The following is a 22,266-nucleotide window of genomic DNA, read 5'->3' on the forward strand; positions in this document are numbered from 1 at the left end:
TTCGTCTGTCGACCGCCATCCTCACCGGTTCGCCGGTCGCCGGGTCGCCGCTCGAAGCCGACCTGCGCACGCTGGGCTTTGACGTCCGTACGGCGAACGACGCCGCGGCCGCCGCCGAGCTGATCTCCGCGGTGCCCGCGCAGGAGCGGGTCGCCGTCGTCGATCCCCGCTTCGTCGGCCATCTGCACGCCCTGCGGCTGGCGCTGACGGACCCCCGCTTCCCGGCCGCGGCCGTACCGGGCGCGCTCACCGTGCAGCCCGAGGCCCGCGGCGCGCTGGCCCGTGCGGTCGGCAGGATCCCGGTCGGTGCCGGTACCGCTCACCTCACGGACGTCCTCACCGACACCCTCACGGCGTCCCTGGACCGCGACGAGATCGGCCTGCACCGCGTCGAGCTGGGCAGCCTGGTCGCCACCGTCGCGCTCACCCCCGCCCAGCGCGAGGAGGCACGCGAGGCCGTCGCGGCCGTCGACGACGAGGCGGTCCGGCTGCGTACCGCCGTGAAGTCCCGCGACGGGTTCTTCACCACGTACGGCATCAGCCCCTACTCCCGCTACCTCGCCCGCTGGTGCGCACGGCGCGGGCTCACCCCCAACCAGGTCACCACCGCGTCCCTGGTCACCGCGCTGATCGCGGCCGGCTGCGCGGCCACCGGAACCCGCGGCGGCTTCGTCGCCGCCGGCCTGCTGCTGCTCTTCTCGTTCGTCCTGGACTGCACCGACGGGCAGCTCGCCCGCTACTCCCTGCAGTACTCGACGATGGGCGCCTGGCTGGACGCCACCTTCGACCGCGCCAAGGAGTACGCGTACTACGCGGGCCTGGCGCTGGGGGCGGCGCGCGGCGGGGATGACGTCTGGGCGCTGGCGCTCGGCGCGATGGTGTTGCAGACCTGCCGGCATGTCGTCGACTTCTCCTTCAACGAGGCGAACCACGACGCGAGCGCCAACACGAGCCCGACCGCGGCGCTCTCCGACAAGCTCGACAGCGTCGGCTGGACGGTCTGGGTGCGGCGCATGATCGTGCTGCCGATCGGTGAGCGCTGGGCTATGATCGCCGTGCTCACCGCGCTCACCACCCCGCGCATCGTCTTCTACGCCCTGCTGATCGGCTGTGCGCTGGCCGCCTGCTACACCACCGCGGGGCGGGTGCTGCGCTCGCTGACCCGGCGGGCCCGGCGCACCGACCGCGCCGCCCGGGCGCTGGCCGACCTCGCCGACTCCGGGCCGCTCGCCGAGCTGATCGCCGGCCGCGCCCGGGGCCGCGGCCGCACCGGTTCCTTCCTGGCCCCCGTCATGGCATTTCTCTCAGCCGCCGTGCTGCTGGTCTGGGTGATCTTCCAGGACGACCCCAGCTCCTGGCTCACCGTCGGCGTCGCCGTCTGTTCCGCGCTGCTGGCCGGCGCGGCCGTGTCCCGCCCGCTCAAGGGCGCCCTCGACTGGCTGGTGCCGCCCTTCTTCCGGGCCGGTGAATACGTCACGATCCTGGTGCTGGCCGCCCGCTCGGACGTCCCCGGAGCGCTGCCCGCGGCGTTCGGGCTGGTCGCGGCGGTCGCCTACCATCACTACGACACCGTCTACCGCATCCGCGGTGGCACCGGGGCCCCGCCGCGGTGGCTGGTCCGGGCAACCGGCGGGCACGAGGGACGCGTCCTTGTGGTCACCGTCCTCGCCGCCGCGCTGCCCCCTGAAGGTTTCACAATCGCGCTCACGGCCCTTGCCGTGGTCCTGGCGCTGCTGGTGCTCGTCGAGAGCATCCGCTTCTGGGTGTCCTCGCAAGCACCCGCCGTACACGATGAAGGAGAACCCGCATGATCGGCCTCGTGCTGGCTGCCGGCGCCGGACGGCGTCTGCGTCCCTACACCGACACCCTGCCCAAGGCTCTGGTGCCGGTGGACGGTGACACCACCATCCTCGACCTGACCCTCGGCAACTTCGCCGAGATCGGCCTGACCGAGGTCGCGATCATCGTCGGCTACCGCAAGGAGGCCGTCTACGAGCGCAAGGAGGCCCTGGAGCAGAAGTACGGCCTCAAGCTCACCCTCATCGACAACGACAAGGCCGAGGAGTGGAACAACGCCTACTCCCTGTGGTGCGGGCGTGACTCCATCAAGCACACCGTGATCCTCGCCAACGGCGACACCGTGCACCCGGTCTCCGTCGAGAAGACCCTGCTCGCCGCCCGCGGCAACGGCCAGAAGATCATCCTCGCGCTGGACACCGTCAAGCAGCTCGCGGACGAGGAGATGAAGGTCGTCGTGGACCCCGCCAAGGGCGTCCAGAAGATCACCAAGCTGATGGACCCGGCCGAGGCGACCGGCGAGTACATCGGTGTCACCCTCATCGAGGGCGAGGCCGCCGAGGAGCTGGCCGACGCCCTGAAGACCACCTTCGAGCGGGACCCCGACCTCTACTACGAGGACGGCTACCAGGAGCTGGTCAACCGCGGCTTCAAGGTGGACGTGGCGCCGATCGGCGACGTCAAGTGGGTCGAGATCGACAACCACGACGACCTGGCGAAGGGCCGTGACATCGCATGCCAGTACTGACCCGCCTCATTCCGTCCCCGGTCGTCGTTGACATCAACGCCGGCGCCCTGGACGACCTGGCGGGCCTGCTGGCCGATCAGCGCATCTCCGCGTCCGGCAAGCTCGCCATCGCGATCAGCGGCGGCTCGGGGGCCCGGCTGCGGGAGCGGCTGTCGCCCGCGCTGCCGGGCGCGGAGTGGTACGAGGTTGACGGCGGCACCCTGGACGACGCGATCAAGCTTGCCGACGCCATGAAGAAGGGGCACTACGACGCGGTCGTGGGCCTGGGCGGCGGCAAGATCATCGACTGTGCCAAGTTCGCCGCCGCGCGCATCGGCCTGCCGCTGGTCGCCGTCGCGACGAACCTGTCGCACGACGGCCTGTGCTCGCCGGTCGCCACCCTCGACAACGACGCCGGCCGCGGCTCCTACGGTGTGCCGAACCCGATCGCCGTGGTGATCGACCTCGACATCATCCGCGAGGCCCCGGTCCGGTTCGTCCGCTCCGGCATCGGTGACGCGATCTCCAACATCTCCGCGGTCGCGGACTGGGAGCTCGCCCACCGCGAGACCGGCGAGGACCTCGACGGGCTGGCCGCCGCCATGGCCCGCCAGGCCGGCGAGGCCGTGCTGCGCCACCCCGGCGGCGTCGGCGACGACAAGTTCCTCCAGGTGCTGGCCGAGGGCCTGGTCCTCACCGGGATCTCGATGTCGGTCGCGGGCGACAGCCGTCCGGCCTCCGGCGCCTGCCACGAGATCAACCACGCCTTCGACCTCCTCTTCCCCAAGCGCGCGGCGAGCCACGGCGAGCAGTGCGGCCTCGGCGCCGCGTTCGCCACGCATCTGCGCGGGGACACGGAGACCCGTGACCTGATGGTCGAGGTGCTGCGCCGGCACGGTCTGCCGGTCACGCCGGGTGAGATCGGCTTCACCGACGAGGAATTCGTCCAGGTCGTCGCCTACGCACCCAAGACCCGTCCGGGGCGCTACACGATCCTGGAGCACCTCGACCTGTCCATCGACCAGATCAGGGACGCTTACGCCGACTATGCAGAAGCCATCGGTAGCTGAGCTCCGCCCGGTCGTTCACCCCCCGGGGGTGAAGGACCGGCGGAGCGGCGAGCACTGGGCCGGCCGGCTCTACATGCGCGAGATCTCGCTGCGCATCGACCGCCACCTGGTGAACACGCGGATCACGCCCAACCAGCTGACCTACGTGATGACCGTCGCCGGCGTCCTCGCCGCCCCCGCCCTGTTGGTGCCGGGGATCGCGGGGGCTCTGCTCGGCGTGCTGATGGTCCAGCTCTACCTGCTGCTCGACTGCGTCGACGGCGAGGTCGCCCGCTGGAAGAAGCAGTTCTCGCTGGGCGGGGTGTACCTGGACCGGGTCGGCGCCTACCTGTGCGACGCCGCGGTGCTCGTCGGCTTCGGGCTGCGCGCCGCGGACCTGTGGGGCTCCGGGCGGATCGACTGGCTGTGGGCGTTCCTCGGCACCCTCGCCGCTCTCGGCGCCATCCTGATCAAGGCCGAGACCGACCTCGTCGGCGTCGCCCGTCACCAGGGCGGGCTGCCGCCGGTCAAGGAAACGGCGTCCGAGCCGCGCTCGTCGGGCATGGCGCTGGCCCGCAAGGCGGCCGCGGCGCTGAAGTTCCACCGCCTGGTCCTCGGGGTCGAGGCCTCCCTGCTGATCCTGGTCCTGGCGGTCCTGGACACGGTCCGGGGCGACCTGTTCTTCTCCCGGCTCGGCGTCGCCGTGCTGGCCGGCATCGCGCTCCTGCAGACGCTGCTGCACCTGGTGTCCATCCTGGCGTCGAGCAGGCTGAAGTGAGGGGCGCGATGAAGGTCGGCGCGGTCATCATCACCATGGGCAACCGCCCCGAGGAGCTGCGCGCACTCCTGGACTCGGTCGCCAAGCAGGACGGCGATCCGGTCGAGATCGCCGTGGTCGGCAACGGTTCGCCGCTGCCCGAGCTCCCCGAGGGCATCCGGACCGTCGAGCTGCCGGAGAACGTCGGCATCCCGGCCGGCCGCAATGCCGGTATCGAGGCGTTCGGCCCCGGTGGCCGGGATGTCGATGTGCTGCTCTTCCTCGACGACGACGGCCTGCTGGCCGGCGAGGACACCGCCGAGCTGTGCCGGCAGGCCTTCGCCGCGGACCCCCGGCTCGGCATCATCAGCTTCCGGATCGCCGACCCGGACACCGGCGAGACCCAGCGCCGGCACGTCCCGCGGCTGCGCGCCGCCGACCCGATGCGCTCGTCGCGGGTGACCACCTTCCTCGGCGGCGCGAACGCGGTCCGTACGACCGTCTTCGCGGAGGTCGGCGGTCTGCCCGACGACTTCTTCTACGCCCACGAGGAGACGGACCTGGCCTGGCGGGCGCTGGACGCGGGGTGGCTGATCGACTACCGCTCCGACATGGTCCTCTTCCACCCGACGACGGCTCCGGCCCGGCATGCGGTCTACCACCGCATGGTGGCCCGCAACCGCGTCTGGCTGGCCCGCCGCAACCTTCCCGCCCCGCTGGTGCCGGTCTACCTCGGTGTCTGGTTTCTGCTCACCCTCGTCCGCCGGCCGTCGCGGCCGGCGCTGCGGGCCTGGCTGGGCGGCTTCAAGGAGGGCTGGGTCTCGCCGTGCGGTCCCAGGCGCCCCATGAAGTGGGCTACCGTTTGGCGACTGACCCGACTGGGTCGCCCTCCCGTCATCTGACAAGCTCGTATCTGAGAGCATCAGGCGCGAACCGGGGCGTGGCCCCGGCAGCGCACCTTGAGGACGAAAGTGTCAACTGTGAGCGAGACCACGCACGACAGTGCGGTCGCCATGAGTGCCCCGCCATCTTCCGATGAGGGGCTCACTCCTGCCCAGCGGGCCCAGAAGTACGGGCTCTCGCAGAGCGGTGCCCGACCCGGCCTTCCGGAGTACATCGGGCAGCTGTGGCACCGCCGGCATTTCATCTCCGCCTTCGCCAGCGCCAAGCTGACCGCGCAGTACAGCCAGGCCAAGCTGGGACAGGTCTGGCAGGTGGCGACGCCGCTGCTGAACGCGCTCGTGTACTACTTGATCTTCGGCCTGCTGATCGGCACCCGGAAGGGCGTCCCGGACTACGTCCCGTTCCTGGTGACCGGCGTCTTCATCTTCACCTTCACCCAGAGTTCGGTGATGGCCGGCACCCGGGCGATCTCCGGCAGCCTCGGCCTGGTGCGGGCGCTGCACTTCCCGCGGGCCTGTCTGCCGATCTCGTTCTGCCTGATGCAGCTGCAGCAGCTGCTGTTCTCCATGGGCGTGCTGGTGATCATCCTGCTCGGCTTCGGGCAGGTGCCGACGTGGTCGTGGCTGCTGGTGTTCCCGGCGCTGGCGCTGCAGTTCGTCTTCAACACCGGTCTGGCGATGGTCATGGCGCGGCTGGGGTCGAAGACCCCGGACCTGGCGCAGCTGATGCCCTTCATCATGCGGACCTGGATGTACGCGTCCGGCGTGATGTTCAGCATCGACCTGATCCTCAAGGGCAAGCACGTCCCGAAGTTCGTGGAGGTGCTGCTGAACGGCAACCCCGCCGCGGTCTACATCGACCTGATGCGGTTCGCGCTGATCGACAGCTTCAAGGCGAGCCAGCTGCCGCCGCATGTGTGGGCGTTCGCCGGCGGCTGGGCGCTGCTGATGGGCGTCGTGGGTTTTGTGTACTTCTGGAAGGCCGAGGAGCGGTACGGACGTGGCTGAGCAGACCAACGGCGTCCAGCCGACCGAGGCGGCGCGGGAGCGCATCCCGACCGTGATCGCGGACGATCTGCACATCGTCTACCGCGTCTACGGCACGGGTGCCGGCAAGGGCAGCGCGACCGCGGCGCTGAACCGCATCGTGCGGCGAAAGCCGTCCACGGGCGTGCGCGAGGTGCATGCGGTCAGGGGTGTGTCGTTCACCGCCTACCGCGGCGAGTCGATCGGCCTGATCGGCTCCAACGGCTCGGGCAAGTCGACGCTGCTCAAGGCGGTCGCCGGCCTGCTGCCGGCGGAGCGCGGCAAGGTCTACACGCACGGCCAGCCCTCCCTGCTGGGCGTGAACGCGGCGCTGATGAACGATCTGACCGGCGAGAAGAACGTCGTCCTCGGCGGCCTGGCCATGGGTATGTCCCGTGAGCAGGTCCGCGAGCGCTACGACGGCATCGTCGAGTTCTCGGGCATCAACGAGAAGGGCGACTTCATCTCGCTGCCGATGCGCACCTATTCGTCCGGTATGGCGGCCCGGCTGCGGTTCTCCATCGCCGCGGCCAAGGACCATGACGTGCTGATGATCGACGAGGCGCTGGCCACCGGCGACCGCAGCTTCCAGAAGCGCTCCGAGGCCCGCATCCGCGAGCTGCGCAAGGAGGCCGGCACGGTCTTCCTGGTCAGCCACAACAACAAGTCCATCCGCGACACCTGCGACCGGGTGCTGTGGCTGGAACGCGGTGAGCTGCTGATGGACGGCCCCACCGACGAGGTCATCAAGGCGTACGAAAAGGAGACGGGCAAGTAGTCCCGTCCCGCCCCGAAGGCCTCCGCGAGTTCGCCTCGTGGAGGCCTTCGGGTGTGCAGGAATCGTCAACTCTACGGGCATCGGGGCCAGTTCGAACGCCGTGGATGATGGCCGGAATGGTGCCCGCCGCTTCGGTACCCCCTCGGAGGCGGGCGAGACGTACGGCGTAAGCTGTACGGGTACTGAACAGCATCAAGTGGTACATGTCGGGCAATGCTCACCCGAGCGGGCGATGTGGACTCGATCGGGCGCGTCGCCTGCTGCGGCGTGTCCGAAATAGGATGTTTTAGCTTGGCGGTGTAGAACGGGAGACGTGACGGCAATGGCTACTGGTTCGCTCCGGCACCGAAATGCGCCGGGCAGCCCCCGGTGAGCCGAGACAACGAGCAGGCGCGTCGCGCTTTCCCCCGGACGGGGGTGGCGGGCGACGGACGGGAGCAGACGCGCACCGTGCTCGATCAGGCCGCACACGAGAACTTCCCGGTGGCGCCGTTCTTCCTGCCCCGGGTCTGGCGCGCCGATCTGATGGCCGTTTACGGCTTCGCCCGGCTCGTCGACGACATCGGTGACGGTGACCTCGCCCCCGGCGGCGGCGATGCCGTGCTCCTCGGGCTGGACCGCGCGCAGGACGGGGGCACCTCCCGATCGAGCGCGGCCGAGAGTGGGGGAGAGCGGCTCGCGCTGCTGGACGCCCTGGAGGCGGATCTGCACCGCGTCTTCAGCGACCGGGCCCCCGGGCCCCGGCATCCGCTCATGCGCCGGCTCGGCCCGACCGTCCGCCGCTGCGGGCTGACCCCCGAGCCGTTCCTCGATCTGATCGCGGCCAACCGGCAGGACCAGCGGATCAGCCGCTACGGCACCTACGACGATCTGGCCGCCTACTGCGAGCTGTCCGCCAATCCCGTCGGCCGGCTCGTCCTCGGCATCACCGGCACCGCGAGCCCGGAGCGCATCCGCCGCTCGGACGCCGTCTGTACCGCGCTCCAGATCGTCGAGCACCTCCAGGACGTGGCCGAGGACCTCGGGCGCGACCGCATTTACCTCCCCGCCGAGGACATGAAACGCTTCGGCGTCACCGAGGCCGATCTGGCCGCCCCCAGCGGGGGCGCATCGGTGCGCGCGCTGATCGCCTACGAGGCGGAACGCGCCCGTGACCTGCTGAATGAAGGCACCCCGCTGGTGGGTAGCGTCCACGGCAGACTCAAGCTGCTGCTGGCCGGTTTCGTGGCCGGCGGACGCGCTGCACTCCAGGCGGTCGCGGCCGCCGATCATGACGTACTCCCTGGACCGCCCAAGCCGACCAAGCTCAGCCTGCTGCGCGAGGTAGCGGCGACATTGCGAAGAGAGGGGTGAGTCGGACCGTGGAGGACACTGCACACGCGTCCGCGCCGGTGCTCGCTGCGTACCGCTACTGCGAGGCCATCACCGGGCAGCAGGCACGGAACTTCGCCTATGGCATCCGGCTGCTGCCGACCGACAAGCGACAGGCCATGTCGGCGCTCTACGCCTTCTCCCGCCGGATCGACGACATCGGTGACGGCACCCTGGAGCCCACCGCCAAACAACGGCGCCTGGAGGACACCCGGGCGCTGCTGGGCCGTATCAAGGACGGCCGGATCGACGAAGACGACACCGACCCGGTGGCCGTCGCGCTCTCCGATGCCGCCCGCCGCTTCCCACTGCCGCTGGAGGGTCTCGACGAGCTCATCGACGGCGTGCTGATGGACGTGCGCGGCGAGACGTACGAGACCTGGGACGAGCTGAAGGTCTACTGCCGTTGTGTGGCCGGCGCGATCGGCCGGCTCTCGCTGGGCGTGTTCGGCACGGTCCCCGGCGCGCCGGACGCCGAGCGTGCGCCGGAGTACGCCGACACCCTCGGCCTCGCCCTGCAACTGACCAACATCCTCAGGGACGTTCGCGAGGACGCCGGCAACGGCCGGACGTACCTCCCCGCCGAGGACCTCGCCAAGTTCGGTTGTGCGGACGGCTTCGACCGCCCCGTACCGCCGCCCGGCTCCGACTTCGCCGGCCTGGTGCACTTCGAGGTCACCCGCGCCCGCGCGCTGTTCGCCGAGGGCTTCCGGCTGCTGCCGATGCTCGACCGGCGCAGCGGCGCCTGCGTGGCCGCGATGGCGGGCATCTACCACCGCCTGCTGACCCGGATCGCCGCCGACCCCGAGGCCGTGCTGCGCGGCCGGGTCTCGCTGCCCGGCCGGGAGAAGGCGTTCGTCGCGGTGCGCGGGCTCTCCGGGCTCGACGCGCGGGCGATCGGCCGACGGCAGTCCGTCCGGAGGCGTGGATGATGCGCCGGACGGCCAACGGCGGTGACCCCGCGTCAGCGCGGCGGGCAACCCTCTCCGGGGTGGCTGCGTCCCTCACAGCAGTACGGGGGGAGAGCACATGACATCGCCGGCCACGCGGCTCGGCCGCCATCCTGACCTGCCGTCCGGCGCTCCCCAGGGGCGGACCGCGGTGGTCGTCGGGGGCGGTCTCGCGGGCACGACCGCGGCGCTCGCGCTGGCCGACGCGGGGCTGCGGGTGACCCTGATCGAGGGCCGGCCCCGGCTCGGCGGGCTGGTCTTCTCCTTCCGTCGCGAGTCCGCCGCCGGCGAACTGAACGTCGACAACGGCCAGCACGTCTACCTGCGCTGCTGCACCGCCTACCGCACGCTGCTGGAGCGGATCGGCGCCGCGGACCTGGTGCCCCTTCAGGAGCGCCTGGACGTACCGGTCCTGGACCCCGGCTCCAGCTCCGGCGGGGGCGGGATGCGGCTGGGCCGGCTGCGCCGCAGCGCCCTGCCCGTCCCGCTGCACCTCGCCCGCAGCCTGGCCGGCTACCCGCACCTCTCACCCGCCGAGCGGGCCGGTGTCGTCCGTGCCACCCTCGCGCTCAAGGGCCTCGACCCGGCCGACCCCGCGCTGGACGGGGTGGACTTCGGCAGCTGGCTGCGCCGCCACGGCCAGTCGGCCCGGGCCGTCGAGGCGCTGTGGGACCTGGTCGGCGTCGCGACCCTCAACGCCCGCGCCGAGGACGCCTCGCTGGGCCTGGCCGCCAAGGTCTTCAAGACCGGGCTGCTGTCCGCGCCGGGCGCCGCCGACATCGGCTGGTCCCGCGTCCCGCTCGGCGACGTCCACGACGCCCTCGCCCGTACGGCGCTGGAGAAGGCCGGTGTCCGCCTCGCGCTGCGGACCCGCGTCGCGGCCGTGGACCGTACGGACGGCGGCTGGCGGGTCTCGGTGGCGAACGGCCCGCACGGCAGCGAGCAACTCACCGCGGACACCGTCGTCCTCGCCGTACCGCAGCGCGAGACGCACGCCCTGTTGCCCGACGGGGCGCTGGCCGGCAAGGACCGGCTGCTGGACATCGGCACCGCCCCGATCCTCAACCTCCACGTCGTCTACGACCGCACGGTGCTGCGCCGCCCCTTCTTCGCCGCGGTCGGCTCGCCCGTCCAATGGGTCTTCGACCGCACCGACGGGTCGGGACTGACGCGCGTCAAGGGCAATGAGCGGTGCCAGTACCTGGCCGTGTCGCAGTCCGCCGCGCAGGAAGAGATCGACCAGCCGGTCGCCAAGCTGCGCGCCCGCTATCTTCCGGAGCTGGAGCGGCTGCTGCCCGCCGCCCGGGGCGCCCGGATCCACGACTTCTTCGTCACCCGCGAGCGCACCGCGACCTTCGCGCCCGCACCGGGCGTCGGCAGGCTCCGCCCCGCCGCCCGCACCCAAGCCCCCGGCCTGTATCTGGCCGGTGCGTGGACCGCCACCGGGTGGCCCGCGACCATGGAAAGCGCTGTTCGCAGCGGCACTGCCGCCGCTCGCGAGGCACTCACCGAACTCGGCTTCCCCCAGGGCCAGTTGCCTCAGGAGGCGGCATGACTACGAGTACGAGCGCTCCCACGAGCACGAGCATCGGAAACAGAGGAGAAACCGTGAATCCGGCTTCCCCAGCTATCGACACCGACGGGGTCACCGCGCTGCTGGAGCGCGGGCGGACACTCGCCACTCCCGTGCTGCGTGCCGCCGTCAACCGGCTCGCTCCTCCCATGGACACCGTCGCCGCCTACCACTTCGGCTGGATCGACGCCGAGGGCCACCCCACCACGGGTGACAGCGGCAAGGCGGTACGGCCCGCGCTCGCGCTGCTCTCGGCCGAGGCCGCCGGCGCGGCCCCGGAGGTCGGGATCCCCGGAGCGGTCGCCGTCGAGCTGGTGCACAACTTCTCGCTGCTGCACGACGACCTGATGGACGGCGACGAGCAGCGCCGGCACCGCGACACGGTGTGGAAGGTGCACGGCCCCGCGCAGGCCATCCTCGTCGGCGATGCGCTCTTCGCCCTCGCCAACGAAATACTGCTGGAGCTCGGCACGGTCGACGCCGGCCGCGCCACCCGCCGGCTCACCCAGGCGTCCCGCAAGCTGATCGACGGCCAGGCGCAGGACATCTCCTACGAGCACCGCGAGCGGGTCACCGTCGAGGAGTGCCTGGAGATGGAGGGCAACAAGACCGGCGCGCTGCTGGCCTGTGCCGTCTCCATCGGCGCGGTGCTCGGTGGCGCCGACGACCGCACGGCGGACACCCTGGAGAAGTACGGCTACCACCTCGGCCTCGCCTTCCAGGCCGTCGACGACCTGCTCGGCATCTGGGGCGACCCGGACGCCACCGGCAAGCAGACCTGGAGCGACCTGCGGCAGCGCAAGAAGTCGCTGCCGGTCGTCGCGGCCCTGGCCGCCGGCGGTGAGGCCTCCGAGCGCCTCGCCCGGATCCTGGCGGCCGACGCCAAGAAGAGCGAGAGCGAGATCGCCGACTTCACCGAGGAGGAGTTCGCCTCCCGCGCGGCCCTCATCGAGGAGGCCGGCGGCCGTGAGTGGACGTCGCAGGAGGCCCGCCGTCAGCACACCACCGCCATCGCCGCGCTCGACGAGATCGAGATGCCGGAGAAGGTCCGTGCCGAGCTCGTCGCGCTCGCGGACTTCGTCGTCGTACGAAAGAGATGATCACCATCGACACCGAATAGATCGCAGTCGCCGGCCGGTGCCAGCCGGGCGCCGGCCGACGGAATCCCTGAGCACGCTTTTCACAGTTCACTGCAGAAGGGGAAGCCATGACAGCGACGACCGACGGAAGCACCGGGGCGCTGCCGCCCCGGGCCCCATCGGCCAGCGATGCCACCGCTGGGAAAACCGCAGCATCCGCCCGGGTACGGAGCGCCTTAGGGGGCGACACGGCGGATGCCGCCCGCCGCGCGACCGCCCGCGCCACCGACCATCTGCTGTCCGCCCAGGACCCCGCCGGATGGTGGAAGGGCGACCTCGAGACCAACGTCACGATGGACGCCGAAGACCTGCTGCTCCGTCAGTTCCTGGGTATCCAGGACCCCGAAGTCACCGAGGCCGCGGCCCGCTACATCCGCGGCGAGCAGTGCCCGGACGGCACCTGGGCCACCTTCTACGGCGGGCCCGGTGAACTCTCCACCACCATCGAGGCCTACGTCGCCCTGCGGCTCGCCGGGGACGCCCCGGACGCCCCGCACATGGCCAAGGCCTCCGCATGGGTCCGCGAGCAGGGCGGAGTCGCCGCGGCCCGGGTCTTCACCCGCATCTGGCTGGCCCTGTTCGGCTGGTGGAAGTGGGACGACCTGCCGCAACTGCCGCCGGAACTCCTCTACTTCCCGAAGTGGTTCCCGCTCAACATCTATGACTTCGGATGCTGGGCGCGGCAGACCATCGTGCCGCTGACCATCGTCTCGGCCACCCGCCCGGTGCGTCCGGCGCCGTTCGCCCTCGACGAGCTGCACACCGACCCGCGGCGCCCCAACCCGCCGCGGCCGCTCGCCCCCGCCGTGAGCTGGGACGGGTTGTTCCAGCGCCTCGACAAGGCGCTGCACCTCTACCACAAGGTCGCCTTCCGCAGGCTGCGCCGCGCCGCGATGCGCTCCGCCGCCCGCTGGATCATCGAGCGCCAGGAGAACGACGGCTGCTGGGGCGGTATCCAGCCGCCCGCCGTCTACTCCGTCATCGCGCTGCACCTCCTCGGCTACGACCTCGACCACCCCGTGCTGCGTACCGGCCTGGCGTCCCTCGACCGGTTCGCCGTACGGCGCGCGGACGGGGCCCGGATGATCGAGGCCTGCCAGTCCCCGGTCTGGGACACCTGCCTGGCCACCATCGCGCTCGCCGACGCCGGCGTGCCCGCCGACCACCCCCAGCTGGTCAAGGCCGCCGAGTGGATACTGGCCGAGCAGATCGACCGGCCCGGCGACTGGAGCGTGAAGCGCCCCCAACTCCCCTCCGGCGGCTGGGCGTTCGAGTTCGAGAACGACAACTACCCGGACATCGACGACACCGCAGAGGTGGTGCTCGCGCTGCGCCGGGTCAAGCACCCCGATCCGCAGCGGGTCGAGGCCGCGGTACGCCGCGCGGTGCGCTGGAACCTCGGCATGCAGTCCAGGGACGGCGGCTGGGGCGCGTTCGACGTCGACAACACCAGCCCGCTGCCCAACCGGCTGCCGTTCTGTGACTTCGGGGAGGTCATCGACCCGCCGTCGGCCGATGTCACCGCCCATGTCGTCGAGATGCTCGCGGACGTCGGCCGTACCCACGACCCGCGCACCCGCCGCGGAATCGCCTGGCTGCTGGCCGAACAGGACCCCTGCGGCGCCTGGTTCGGCCGCTGGGGCACCAACTACCTCTACGGCACCGGATCGGTGCTTCCCGCGCTCGCCGCGGCCGGCATCCCGCGCTCGCACCCGGCGGTCCGCCGCGCGGTCCGCTGGCTGGAGGGGGTGCAGAACGACGACGGTGGCTGGGGCGAGGACCAGCGGTCCTATCAGGACAAGGAGCAGTGGGCCGGGCGCGGCGCCTCGACCGCCTCACAGACCGCCTGGGCGCTGATGGCGCTGCTCGCGGCCGGCGAGCGGGACGGCGAGGCGGTACGCCGCGGAGTGCGCTGGCTGGCCGCGACGCAGCGCGAGGACGGCTCCTGGGACGAGCCGTACTTCACCGGCACCGGCTTCCCCTGGGACTTCTCCATCAACTACCACCTCTACCGCCAGGTCTTCCCCCTGACGGCACTGGGGCGCTATCTCAACGGGGGCCCGGCCGTCGCACCGGTGGGGTCCTGATGCCGGGCCCGGCCCCGACCGACGCGGATCCACCACTGCTGGTCGCCTGTGCGCTCGGCATCGAGCGGTTCGCCCTGCGTGGCGGCGACCTCGCGGGAGCGGCGGAGCGGGCCTTACCGCGGCCGGTCGTGCTCCGTACGGGCATGGGCCCGCAGGCGGCCGAACGTACCCTCGCCACGGCGCTGCGCGAGGGTGCGGTCACCGAGCGGTCCCCGGTGGTCGCCAGCGGCTTCTGTGCCGGGCTCGCCCCCGGCATGCGGCCCGGGGACGTGATCGTCGCCTCGGCCACCCGCGGCCACCACGCCGACGACCCGGAGACGCCCTGCCGGGACAACGGCCCGCTGCTGCGGGCCCTGCGGGAGCGCGGTCTGAGGGTGCACAGCGGGCTCCTGTGCGGCTCCGACCACGTGGTGCGCGGCGCCGAGCGGGCCGCGCTGCACGCCGCGGGTGCGGTCGCGGTGGACATGGAGTCCGCGGCCACCCTCCGCGCGGCCCGACGGGCCGGCCCCCGTCCGGTTGCGGCCGTCCGGGTGGTCGTGGACGCTCCAGAACACGAACTCGTGCGAATCGGCACCGTGCGCGGTGGAATATCAGCCTTCCGAGTCCTGCGCTCCGTCCTGCCTGTTTTTTACGAATGGCACCGTTCTTTGCTGCTCCCCTGGAGGTGAGTCAGATGGCCATGCCGCTTCGTCAGTCCATCCGGGTCGGTACCTATCTTTTTGAGCAGAAGATGATCCGGCGGCGTGAGAAGTTCCCGCTCATTGTCGAGCTGGAGCCGCTCTTCGCGTGCAATCTGAAATGCGAGGGTTGCGGAAAGATCCAGCATCCGGCGGGGGTGCTCAAGCAGCGCATGCCGGTGGCGCAGGCGGTCGGCGCGGTGCTGGAGTCGGGTGCCCCGATGGTCTCCATCGCCGGTGGCGAACCCCTGATGCACCCGCAGATCGACGAGATCGTCCGGCAGTTGGTGGCCAAGCGGAAATACGTCTTCCTGTGCACCAACGCCATGTTGCTGCGCAAGAAGATGGATGACTTCCGGCCCTCCCCGTATTTCGCGTTCGCGGTGCACATCGACGGGATGCGTGAGCGGCACGACGAATCGGTCGCCAAGGAAGGCGTTTTCGACGAGGCGGTGGCGGCAATCAAGGAGGCCAAGCGGCGCGGCTTCCGGGTCACCACCAACTCCACCTTCTTCAACACCGACACCCCGCAGACCATCATCGAGGTCCTCAATTTCCTCAATGACGACCTCCAGGTCGACGAAATGATGCTCTCGCCCGCCTACGCCTACGAGAAGGCTCCCGACCAGGAGCACTTCCTGGGCGTCGAGCAGACCCGCGAGCTGTTCAAGAAGGCCTTCGCCGGCGGCAACCGGCGGCGCTGGCGGCTCAACCACAGCCCGCTCTTCCTGGACTTCCTGGAGGGCAAGGCGGACTTCCCCTGCACGGCCTGGGCGATCCCCAATTACTCGCTCTTCGGCTGGCAGCGCCCCTGCTACCTGATGAGCGACGGCTACGTCCCGACGTACCAGGAGCTCATCGAGGAGACCGACTGGGACAAGTACGGCCGCGGCAAGGACCCGCGGTGCGCCAACTGCATGGCGCACTGCGGCTACGAGCCGACCGCCGTCCTCGCCACCATGGGCTCGCTGAAGGAGTCCCTGCGGGCGGCCAGGGAGACCATCGCCGGAAACCGCGGATGACCTGCTGATAAGGGGGAGCCCGCGCCCGGGCTCCCCTCGTCAGGGCCCGGTCCGCCGTCGGCCCCGCACGCGACGGCGGACGGACCGGCACCGCCGGCCGAACCAGGAAGAGGGGGACCGCACATGACGCTGCTGGAACACCTCCGGGAACCGCGCGCGCTCAAGGCGCTGCCCGTGGCCCGGCTGCCCGAACTCGCCGAGGAAATCCGGCACTTCCTCGTCCAGGCCGTCGCCCGCACCGGCGGCCATCTGGGCCCCAACCTCGGAGTGGTCGAGCTGACCATCGCCCTGCACCGGGTCTTCGACTCACCCGCCGACCGCATCCTGTGGGACACCGGGCACCAGTCCTACGTCCACAAGCTGCTGACGGGACGGCAGGACTTCTCCAAGCTCCGGGCCAAGGGCGGGCTGTCCGGATACCCCTCGCGCGCCGAGTCCGTGCACGACGTCATCGAGAACAGCCATGCCTCGACGGTGCTGGGCTGGGCCGACGGCCTCGCCAAGGCCCACCGGCTTCGCGGCAGCCGCGACCATGTGGTGGCCGTGATCGGCGACGGGGCGCTGACCGGCGGCATGGCCTGGGAAGCGCTGAACAACATCGCCGCCGCCAAGGACCGCCCGCTGATCATCGTCATCAACGACAACGCCCGCTCCTACGCGCCGACCATCGGCGGCCTGGCCGACCACCTCGCCACCCTGCGCACCACCGACGGCTACGAGAAATTCCTGACCTGGGGCAAGGACGTCCTGCAGCGCACCCCCGTCGTCGGCGCACCCCTCTACGACTCGCTGCACGGGGCCAAGAAGGGCCTGAAGGACTTCATCGCCCCGCAGGGCATGTTCGAGGACCTGGGCCTGAAGTACGTCGGGCCGATCGACGGCCATGACATCGCGGCCGTCGAATCGGCGCTGCGCCGGGCGGCCGGCTTCCACGGGCCGGTGCTGGTGCACTGCCTGACCGAGAAGGGCCGCGGCTACCCGCCCGCCCTGGAGGACGAGGCGGACCACTTCCACACCGTCGGCGTGATGGACCCGCTGACCTGCGCACCGGTCGCCCCGCCCGGCGCCCCCTCCTGGACGTCCGTCTTCGGCGACGAGATGGTTCGCATCGGCGCCGAGCGCGAGGATGTCGTCGCGCTCACCGCGGCGATGCTGCAACCGGTCGGTCTGGAGAAGTTCGCCAAGGCCTATCCCGACCGGGTGTGGGACGTGGGCATCGCCGAGCAGCATGCGGTCGTGTCGGCCGCGGGCCTGGCGACCGGCGGTCTGCACCCGGTCGTCGCGGTCTATGCCACCTTCCTCAACCGCGCCTTCGACCAGGTGCTGATGGACGTGGCGCTGCACAAGTGCGGGGTCACCTTCGTGCTGGACCGGGCCGGCGTCACCGGCACCGACGGCGCCTCGCACAACGGCATGTGGGACCTGTCGGTGCTCGGCGTCGTACCGGGGCTGCGGATCGCCGCGCCGCGCGATGCCGAGCAGCTCCGTGCCCAGCTGCGCGAAGCGCTGGAGGTGGCCGACGCACCGACCGTCGTCCGCTTCCCCAAGGAGGCGGTGGACGACCCGATCCCGGCCGTCGACCGGATCGGCGGCGTCGACGTCCTCCACCAGGCCCCGCACCCGGACGTGCTGCTGGTCGCCGTCGGGGTGATGGCCCCGGTGTGCCTGCGGGTCGCCGAACTCCTCGCGGCGCGCGGCGTGGACGCCACCGTCATCGATCCCCGCTGGGTCAAGCCGGTCGACGAGGCCATCGAGCAGCTCGCCGCGCAGCACGCCATGGTGGCCGTCGTGGAGGACAACAGCCGGACCGGCGGTATCGGCTGGGCGGTCGGCCAGGCCCTGCGGGACGCGCACGTGGACGTGCCGCTGCGTACCTTCGGGATCCCCGAGCAGTTCCTGCCGCACGCCCGGCGCGGTGAGCTGCTGGCCGACCTCGGACTCACCCCGGCCGAGATCGCCGGACAGATCAGCGCCGCGCTGGGCCGGGCCGCGGCGGGCCGTAAGGAGAGCACACCGTGACCGGATTCGATCTGACGGCTCTCCTCGCCGAGCGCGGCACGGAGCGCTATGAGCTGCATGCCCGCCACCTCAACCACCAGCTCCCGCGGATGCTGCGCACCATCGGCTTCGACAAGGTCTACGAGCGGGCCGAGGGCGCCTACTTCTGGGACACCGAGGGCCAGGACTACCTCGACATGCTCGCCGGCTTCGGGGTGATGGGCCTCGGCCGGCACCACCCCGTCGTCCGGCAGGCGCTGCACGACGTCCTCGACGCCTCGCTGGCCGACCTCACCCGCTTCGACTGCCAGCCGCTGCCCGGTCTGCTCGCCGAGAAGCTGCTGAGCCATGCGCCCCACCTCGACCGGGTCTTCTTCGGCAACAGCGGCACCGAAGCCGTCGAGACCGCCCTGAAGTTCGCCCGCTACGCCACCGGAAAACCACGCGTCCTCTACTGCACCCACGCCTTCCACGGCTTGACCACCGGCTCGCTCTCCGTCAACGGCGAGGACGGCTTCCGGGACGGCTTCGCGCCGCTGCTGCCCGACACCGCCGTGGAACTGGGCGATCTGGCCGCACTGGAGCGGGAGCTGGAGCGCGGCGACGTGGCCGCGTTCGTGGTCGAACCCGTCCAGGGCAAGGGCGTCCACCCCACCCCGCCCGGATTCCTGCGCGCCGCCCAGGAGCTGCTGCACCGCCACAAGGCGCTGCTGATCGCCGACGAGGTGCAGACCGGCCTCGGCCGCACCGGCGACTTCTTCGCCTATCAGCACGAGGAGGGCGTGGAACCGGACCTGGTGTGTGTGGCCAAGGCGCTCTCGGGCGGCTACGTCCCGGTCGGTGCGACCCTCGGCAAGGACTGGATCTTCAAGAGGGTCTACTCGTCCATGGACCGGGTCCTGGTGCACTCCGCCAGTTTCGGCTCCAACGCCCAGGCGATGGCGGCCGGGCTCGCGGTGCTCGCGGTGATGGAGGACGAGCAACTCGTCGCCCACGCCCGGCACACCGGTGACCTGCTGCGCTCCCGGCTCGCCGCCCTCATCGACCGCTACGAGCTGCTGCACGACGTACGGGGCCGCGGCCTGATGATCGGCATCGAGTTCGGCCGCCCCAGGTCCCTGGGCCTGCGCGGCCGCTGGATGATGCTGCAGGCCGCCCGCAAGGGCCTGTTCGCGCAGATGGTCGTGGTCCCGCTGCTGCAGCGGCACCGCATCCTGACCCAGGTCTCCGGCGACCATCTGGAGGTCATCAAGCTGATTCCCCCGCTGATCATCGGCGAGCGGGAAGTGGACCGCTTCGTCGAGGCGTTCACGGCCGTCATGGACGACGCCCACAGCGGCGGCGGCCTGATGTGGGACTTCGGGCGGACGCTGGTGAAGCAGTCGTTGCACGCCGGCAAGGGCTGATCTGTGCGGCCGGCAGACGGCGACCGCGGCCCTCGGCCCGCTCGGCCATCGGGCGGGCTCTGGGGCGGGGCCGCTCCGGGCGGCCGCCGTCACGCTCCCTACTGGCGCCCGTACGCCATCCACTTCGCGGGTTCCGTCAACGGGCGGAACCCCACCTTCCCGTAGACCGCATGGGCGTCGGCGGTGGCGAGCAGAATGCGGCGCACCTCGTAGGGCGCCAGATGGTCGCGGACCGCGGCGACCAGCGCCGTGCCTATCCCCTTGCCGCGCGCCGCGGGGGCCACGTAGACATCGCAGAGCCAGGCGAAGGTGACCCGGTCGGTGACCACCCGCGCATAGGCGACCTGGGCGCCCGAGCCGGTGTCGTAGGCGCCGAAGTTCAGCGAGCCGGCGATCGCCCGGTCCTGCTTGTCCCGTGAACGGCCCGCCGCCCAGTACGTGTCGGTGGACAGCCAGTGGTGCACCAGGGCGGCGTCCAGCCGGGCCGGATCGCTGGAGAACTCATAGTTGTCGATCATGCCGGGCAGCCTGCCACAGGGACCGCGCGCGGGTATCAGTCCGTCAGGAGCCGGTCCCGCAGCCGCTCCCGGACGGCCGGGGTCAGCTTCAGGCCGTCGGTGAGGTACGCCTCCGTCGAGCCCCAGGTCCGTTCGATCGCGTCGTAGGCGGCCGTGAGGTAGTCGGTGTGCGCGCCGAACAGCGGCGAGAGCAGCTCCATGACCTCCGGCGACATCCCCACCGCCGAGTTGTCCGAGCGGCGGATCTTGTAGCGGCGGTGCGGGTCGTTGGACTTGAGGTAGTCCGCCTCGATGGCGTCCCGCTCCACGCCGACCGCCAGCAGGGTCACGGCCACGGACAGGCCCGCACGGTCCTTGCCGGCCGCGCAGTGCATCAGCGCCGGCACGCTGTCCTCGGCGAGCGCATGCAGCACCCGGCTGTGGTCCTCGGTACGCGTGGTGATGATGTGGCGGTAGGTGGCGGCCATCCGGGCTGCGGCCTTCCCGTCGCCGAGCGCGCTGCGCAGCTGGTCCAGCTCACCGTCGCGCACCATCGTCCAGAACTCGGCACCGTCGGCCGGGTCGGTGAGCGGAATGTTCACATTGCGCACCCCGGGCAGCGCGACATCCGGCCCCTCCAGTTCGATGTCCGAGGCATTACGGAAATCAAAGACGGTGTGCAGTCCGAGGCCGGCCAGAAATGCCGCGTCCTCCTTGGTTGCATGGGCGAGATGCCCGCTGCGGAACAGCCTGCCCTCCCGTACGCGACGCCCGTCCATGGTCGGCAGCCCGCCCACATCGCGGAAATTGCGGACCTCCGCGAGCTCGGTCTGGGCCGGTGGGACCTGCGGCGTCTGCGTCACGGGCGCTCCTTGGTGTCGGCCGCCGACGCTGCTCGTCGACGAGGCGGGTCACCATCCGACGATACGACATTGATGCAAGGAACAATCAGGCCGCAATACGGGCGTGTAGGAGTGTGGCAAAGCGCTCGGGAAGCAAGATGCGTCGATCTCTATTCCCGTTTGGGTCGAATTTAACTCGGTGGCATTAATCACCTGCCGTCAACCCCTGGTTACGGTGGCGTAAGTCACTTCTCAAGGTGAAGTATGTCCTGACGTGGCAGACGATTCGAAGAACATCAGCAGCGGCGCCCATGGCGCCATCGGGTCGTACGCAGCCGTCGGGGACAGCTTCACAGAGGGGGTCGGGGATCCCGGCCCTGACGGGGTGTACATCGGTTGGGCGGACCGGCTCGCGGTCCTGCTCTCGGATCAGCAGGCGGAGGGCGACTTCCGCTACGCGAATCTCGCCGTCCGGGGACGGCTCCTGGACCAGATCGTCGAGGAACAGGTGCCGCGGGCGAAGGAGCTCGCCCCCGCCCTGGTGACGTTCTGCGCCGGCGGCAACGACATCCTGCGGCCGGGCTCGGACCCGGACGCGGTGGCCGAGCGTTACGAGGCGGCGGTCCGCGATCTGCGCGGGTCGGTCGGCACGGTCCTGGTCTGCACGGGTTTCGACACCCGCGGCGTCCCCGTGCTCAAGCACCTGCGCGGCAAGATCGCGACGTATACGGCACACGTCCGGGCCATCGCGGACCGGCATGACTGCCCGGTCCTGGATCTGTGGTCGCTGAAGTCGGTGCAGGACCGGCGGGCCTGGAGCGAGGACCGGCTGCACCTGTCGGCCGACGGGCACACCCGGGTGGCGCTGCGCGCGGCCCAGGTGCTCGGCATGCGGGTGCCGGCCGACCCGGACCAGCCGTGGCCGCCGGAGGCGGAGCGCTCGGCCGCCGACGCGCGCCGGGACAACATCCACTGGGCGCGCGAGCACCTCGTATCGTGGATCGGCCGCCGGCTCCGCGGTGAGTCCTCCGGCGATCACGTCGAGCCGAAGCGGCCCGATCTGCTGCCGCTGTAGCGTCCGGCACCGGCCGGAAACGGCCCCGGGCACGACGAAGGCCCCGATTCCGCCGACGGCGGAGCGGGGCCTCAGTGCGCTGCGGTACCGGTGTAGGGCAGGTCCGCCCAGACGACCCGGCCCGGTCCGCTGTCGGCGGGCCGGGACCCCCAGCTGTCGGACAGCGCGCCGACGAGGAACAGTCCCCGCCCGCACTCCTTGTCCACGCTGCCGGGCTGGACGTGCGGCGCCGAATTCTCCGGGCCGCCCTGGTCCGTGATCTCGATGCGTATGTGCGCGCCGAACAGGGCGAGTTCGCACCCGACCTTCTCGCTGTCGGTGTGTCGCAGAGCGTTGGTGAAGAGCTCGGAAACCACCAACTCCACGTCGTCGCGGACTTGTTGATCCGCGCCCCACTCGGTCAGCAGTGCGCTGACGCGCCTGCGCGCCTCGGGCACGGACGTGCGTCGCGCCGGCAAGTGGAACGCGTCCTGCGGGTACTGGGCGACAAAGCTGCCACAGCGCCCTAACGAAGGAGCGTTGTTGGAGGAAGCCACTCCGCAACTATGTGCGATGTCGGTGACCGATGGCAAGGATCACTCTGCAATTTGCAG

General features: G+C 71.0%; 20 protein-coding genes. 17 read left to right on the plus strand and 3 right to left on the minus strand.

Annotated elements, in window-relative coordinates; translation table 11 throughout:
- Positions 1-5 precede the first annotated feature (5 nt).
- The 16 genes from EST92_RS05275 to EST92_RS05350 all read left to right on the plus strand — a co-directional run bounded on the left by EST92_RS05275 (position 6) and on the right by EST92_RS05350 (position 19,259).
- Positions 6-1,811, plus strand: a complete 1,806-nt coding sequence (locus tag EST92_RS05275; protein ID WP_129279761.1) for a DUF5941 domain-containing protein — start codon at positions 6-8, stop codon at positions 1,809-1,811.
- Positions 1,808-2,545, plus strand: a complete 738-nt coding sequence (locus EST92_RS05280) for a phosphocholine cytidylyltransferase family protein (protein ID WP_086720811.1) — start codon at positions 1,808-1,810, stop codon at positions 2,543-2,545. The genes EST92_RS05275 and EST92_RS05280 overlap by 4 nt, the downstream gene beginning before the upstream one ends.
- Positions 2,533-3,594: an iron-containing alcohol dehydrogenase family protein gene (locus EST92_RS05285; RefSeq protein WP_129279762.1), complete on the plus strand. Its 1,062-nt coding sequence runs from the start codon at positions 2,533-2,535 to the stop codon at positions 3,592-3,594. The genes EST92_RS05280 and EST92_RS05285 overlap by 13 nt, the downstream gene beginning before the upstream one ends.
- Positions 3,572-4,351: a CDP-alcohol phosphatidyltransferase family protein gene (locus tag EST92_RS05290; RefSeq protein WP_051006817.1), complete on the plus strand. Its 780-nt coding sequence runs from the start codon at positions 3,572-3,574 to the stop codon at positions 4,349-4,351. The genes EST92_RS05285 and EST92_RS05290 overlap by 23 nt, the downstream gene beginning before the upstream one ends.
- On the plus strand, positions 4,348-5,232 hold the full coding sequence (locus tag EST92_RS05295) for a glycosyltransferase (RefSeq protein WP_129250461.1): 885 nt from the start codon (positions 4,348-4,350) through the stop codon (positions 5,230-5,232). Before EST92_RS05290 ends, EST92_RS05295 begins: the two co-directional genes overlap by 4 nt.
- Positions 5,233-5,310: 78 nt before the next feature.
- Positions 5,311-6,240, plus strand: coding sequence for an ABC transporter permease (locus EST92_RS05300; RefSeq protein ID WP_129279763.1), 930 nt, complete (start codon positions 5,311-5,313; stop codon positions 6,238-6,240).
- Positions 6,233-7,036, plus strand: a complete 804-nt coding sequence (locus EST92_RS05305; protein WP_129279764.1) for an ABC transporter ATP-binding protein — start codon at positions 6,233-6,235, stop codon at positions 7,034-7,036. Before EST92_RS05300 ends, EST92_RS05305 begins: the two co-directional genes overlap by 8 nt.
- A gap of 450 nt (positions 7,037-7,486) precedes the next feature.
- Positions 7,487-8,389: a squalene synthase HpnC gene (gene hpnC, locus EST92_RS05310; protein ID WP_129279786.1), complete on the plus strand. Its 903-nt coding sequence runs from the start codon at positions 7,487-7,489 to the stop codon at positions 8,387-8,389.
- A complete protein-coding gene (gene hpnD / locus EST92_RS05315) occupies positions 8,386-9,339 on the plus strand; it encodes a presqualene diphosphate synthase HpnD (protein WP_129279765.1) in 954 nt (317 codons plus the stop codon). Before hpnC ends, hpnD begins: the two co-directional genes overlap by 4 nt.
- 97 nt (positions 9,340-9,436) lie before the next feature.
- Positions 9,437-10,912, plus strand: coding sequence for a hydroxysqualene dehydroxylase HpnE (gene hpnE, locus EST92_RS05320; RefSeq protein WP_254068533.1), 1,476 nt, complete (start codon positions 9,437-9,439; stop codon positions 10,910-10,912).
- 53 nt (positions 10,913-10,965) lie between these two features.
- Positions 10,966-12,030: a polyprenyl synthetase family protein gene (locus tag EST92_RS05325; protein ID WP_174243926.1), complete on the plus strand. Its 1,065-nt coding sequence runs from the start codon at positions 10,966-10,968 to the stop codon at positions 12,028-12,030.
- Between the two features lie 107 nt (positions 12,031-12,137).
- A complete protein-coding gene (shc, locus tag EST92_RS05330; RefSeq protein ID WP_129279767.1) occupies positions 12,138-14,156 on the plus strand; it encodes a squalene--hopene cyclase in 2,019 nt (672 codons plus the stop codon).
- Complete coding sequence (locus tag EST92_RS05335; RefSeq protein ID WP_129279768.1) at positions 14,156-14,824, plus strand: 1-hydroxy-2-methyl-2-butenyl 4-diphosphate reductase; 669 nt, start codon at positions 14,156-14,158, stop codon at positions 14,822-14,824. The genes shc and EST92_RS05335 overlap by 1 nt, the downstream gene beginning before the upstream one ends.
- A gap of 5 nt (positions 14,825-14,829) precedes the next feature.
- Positions 14,830-15,855 carry an adenosyl-hopene transferase HpnH gene (gene hpnH, locus EST92_RS05340; protein ID WP_129279769.1) on the plus strand — a complete coding sequence of 342 codons (1,026 nt, stop codon included), beginning with the start codon at positions 14,830-14,832 and terminating at the stop codon, positions 15,853-15,855.
- A gap of 123 nt (positions 15,856-15,978) precedes the next feature.
- Complete coding sequence (gene dxs / locus EST92_RS05345; RefSeq protein ID WP_129279770.1) at positions 15,979-17,874, plus strand: 1-deoxy-D-xylulose-5-phosphate synthase; 1,896 nt, start codon at positions 15,979-15,981, stop codon at positions 17,872-17,874.
- Positions 17,871-19,259 carry an aspartate aminotransferase family protein gene (locus tag EST92_RS05350; RefSeq protein ID WP_129279771.1) on the plus strand — a complete coding sequence of 463 codons (1,389 nt, stop codon included), beginning with the start codon at positions 17,871-17,873 and terminating at the stop codon, positions 19,257-19,259. Before dxs ends, EST92_RS05350 begins: the two co-directional genes overlap by 4 nt.
- Positions 19,260-19,357: 98 nt before the next feature.
- Here the strand turns inward: EST92_RS05350 and EST92_RS05355 are convergent, their stop codons facing one another.
- Positions 19,358-19,777 (minus strand): GNAT family N-acetyltransferase, encoded by a 420-nt coding sequence (locus EST92_RS05355; RefSeq protein ID WP_129279772.1) that lies wholly within the window; start codon positions 19,775-19,777, stop codon positions 19,358-19,360.
- Between the two features lie 35 nt (positions 19,778-19,812).
- Positions 19,813-20,619: a tyrosine-protein phosphatase gene (locus EST92_RS05360; RefSeq protein ID WP_129279773.1), complete on the minus strand. Its 807-nt coding sequence runs from the start codon at positions 20,617-20,619 to the stop codon at positions 19,813-19,815.
- A gap of 253 nt (positions 20,620-20,872) precedes the next feature.
- On the opposite strand from EST92_RS05360, the gene EST92_RS05365 reads away from it, so the two are divergent.
- On the plus strand, positions 20,873-21,673 hold the full coding sequence (locus EST92_RS05365; protein ID WP_129279774.1) for an SGNH/GDSL hydrolase family protein: 801 nt from the start codon (positions 20,873-20,875) through the stop codon (positions 21,671-21,673).
- Positions 21,674-21,744: 71 nt separating this feature from the next.
- On the opposite strand, the gene EST92_RS05370 is transcribed toward EST92_RS05365, so the two are convergent.
- Positions 21,745-22,131 (minus strand): ATP-binding protein, encoded by a 387-nt coding sequence (locus tag EST92_RS05370; RefSeq protein WP_129279775.1) that lies wholly within the window; start codon positions 22,129-22,131, stop codon positions 21,745-21,747.
- Positions 22,132-22,266: the final 135 nt, after the last annotated feature.

Origin of the sequence: Streptomyces sp. TM32, from assembly GCF_004122755.1 — a bacterium.
Lineage (GTDB): Bacteria > Actinomycetota > Actinomycetes > Streptomycetales > Streptomycetaceae > Streptomyces > Streptomyces sioyaensis.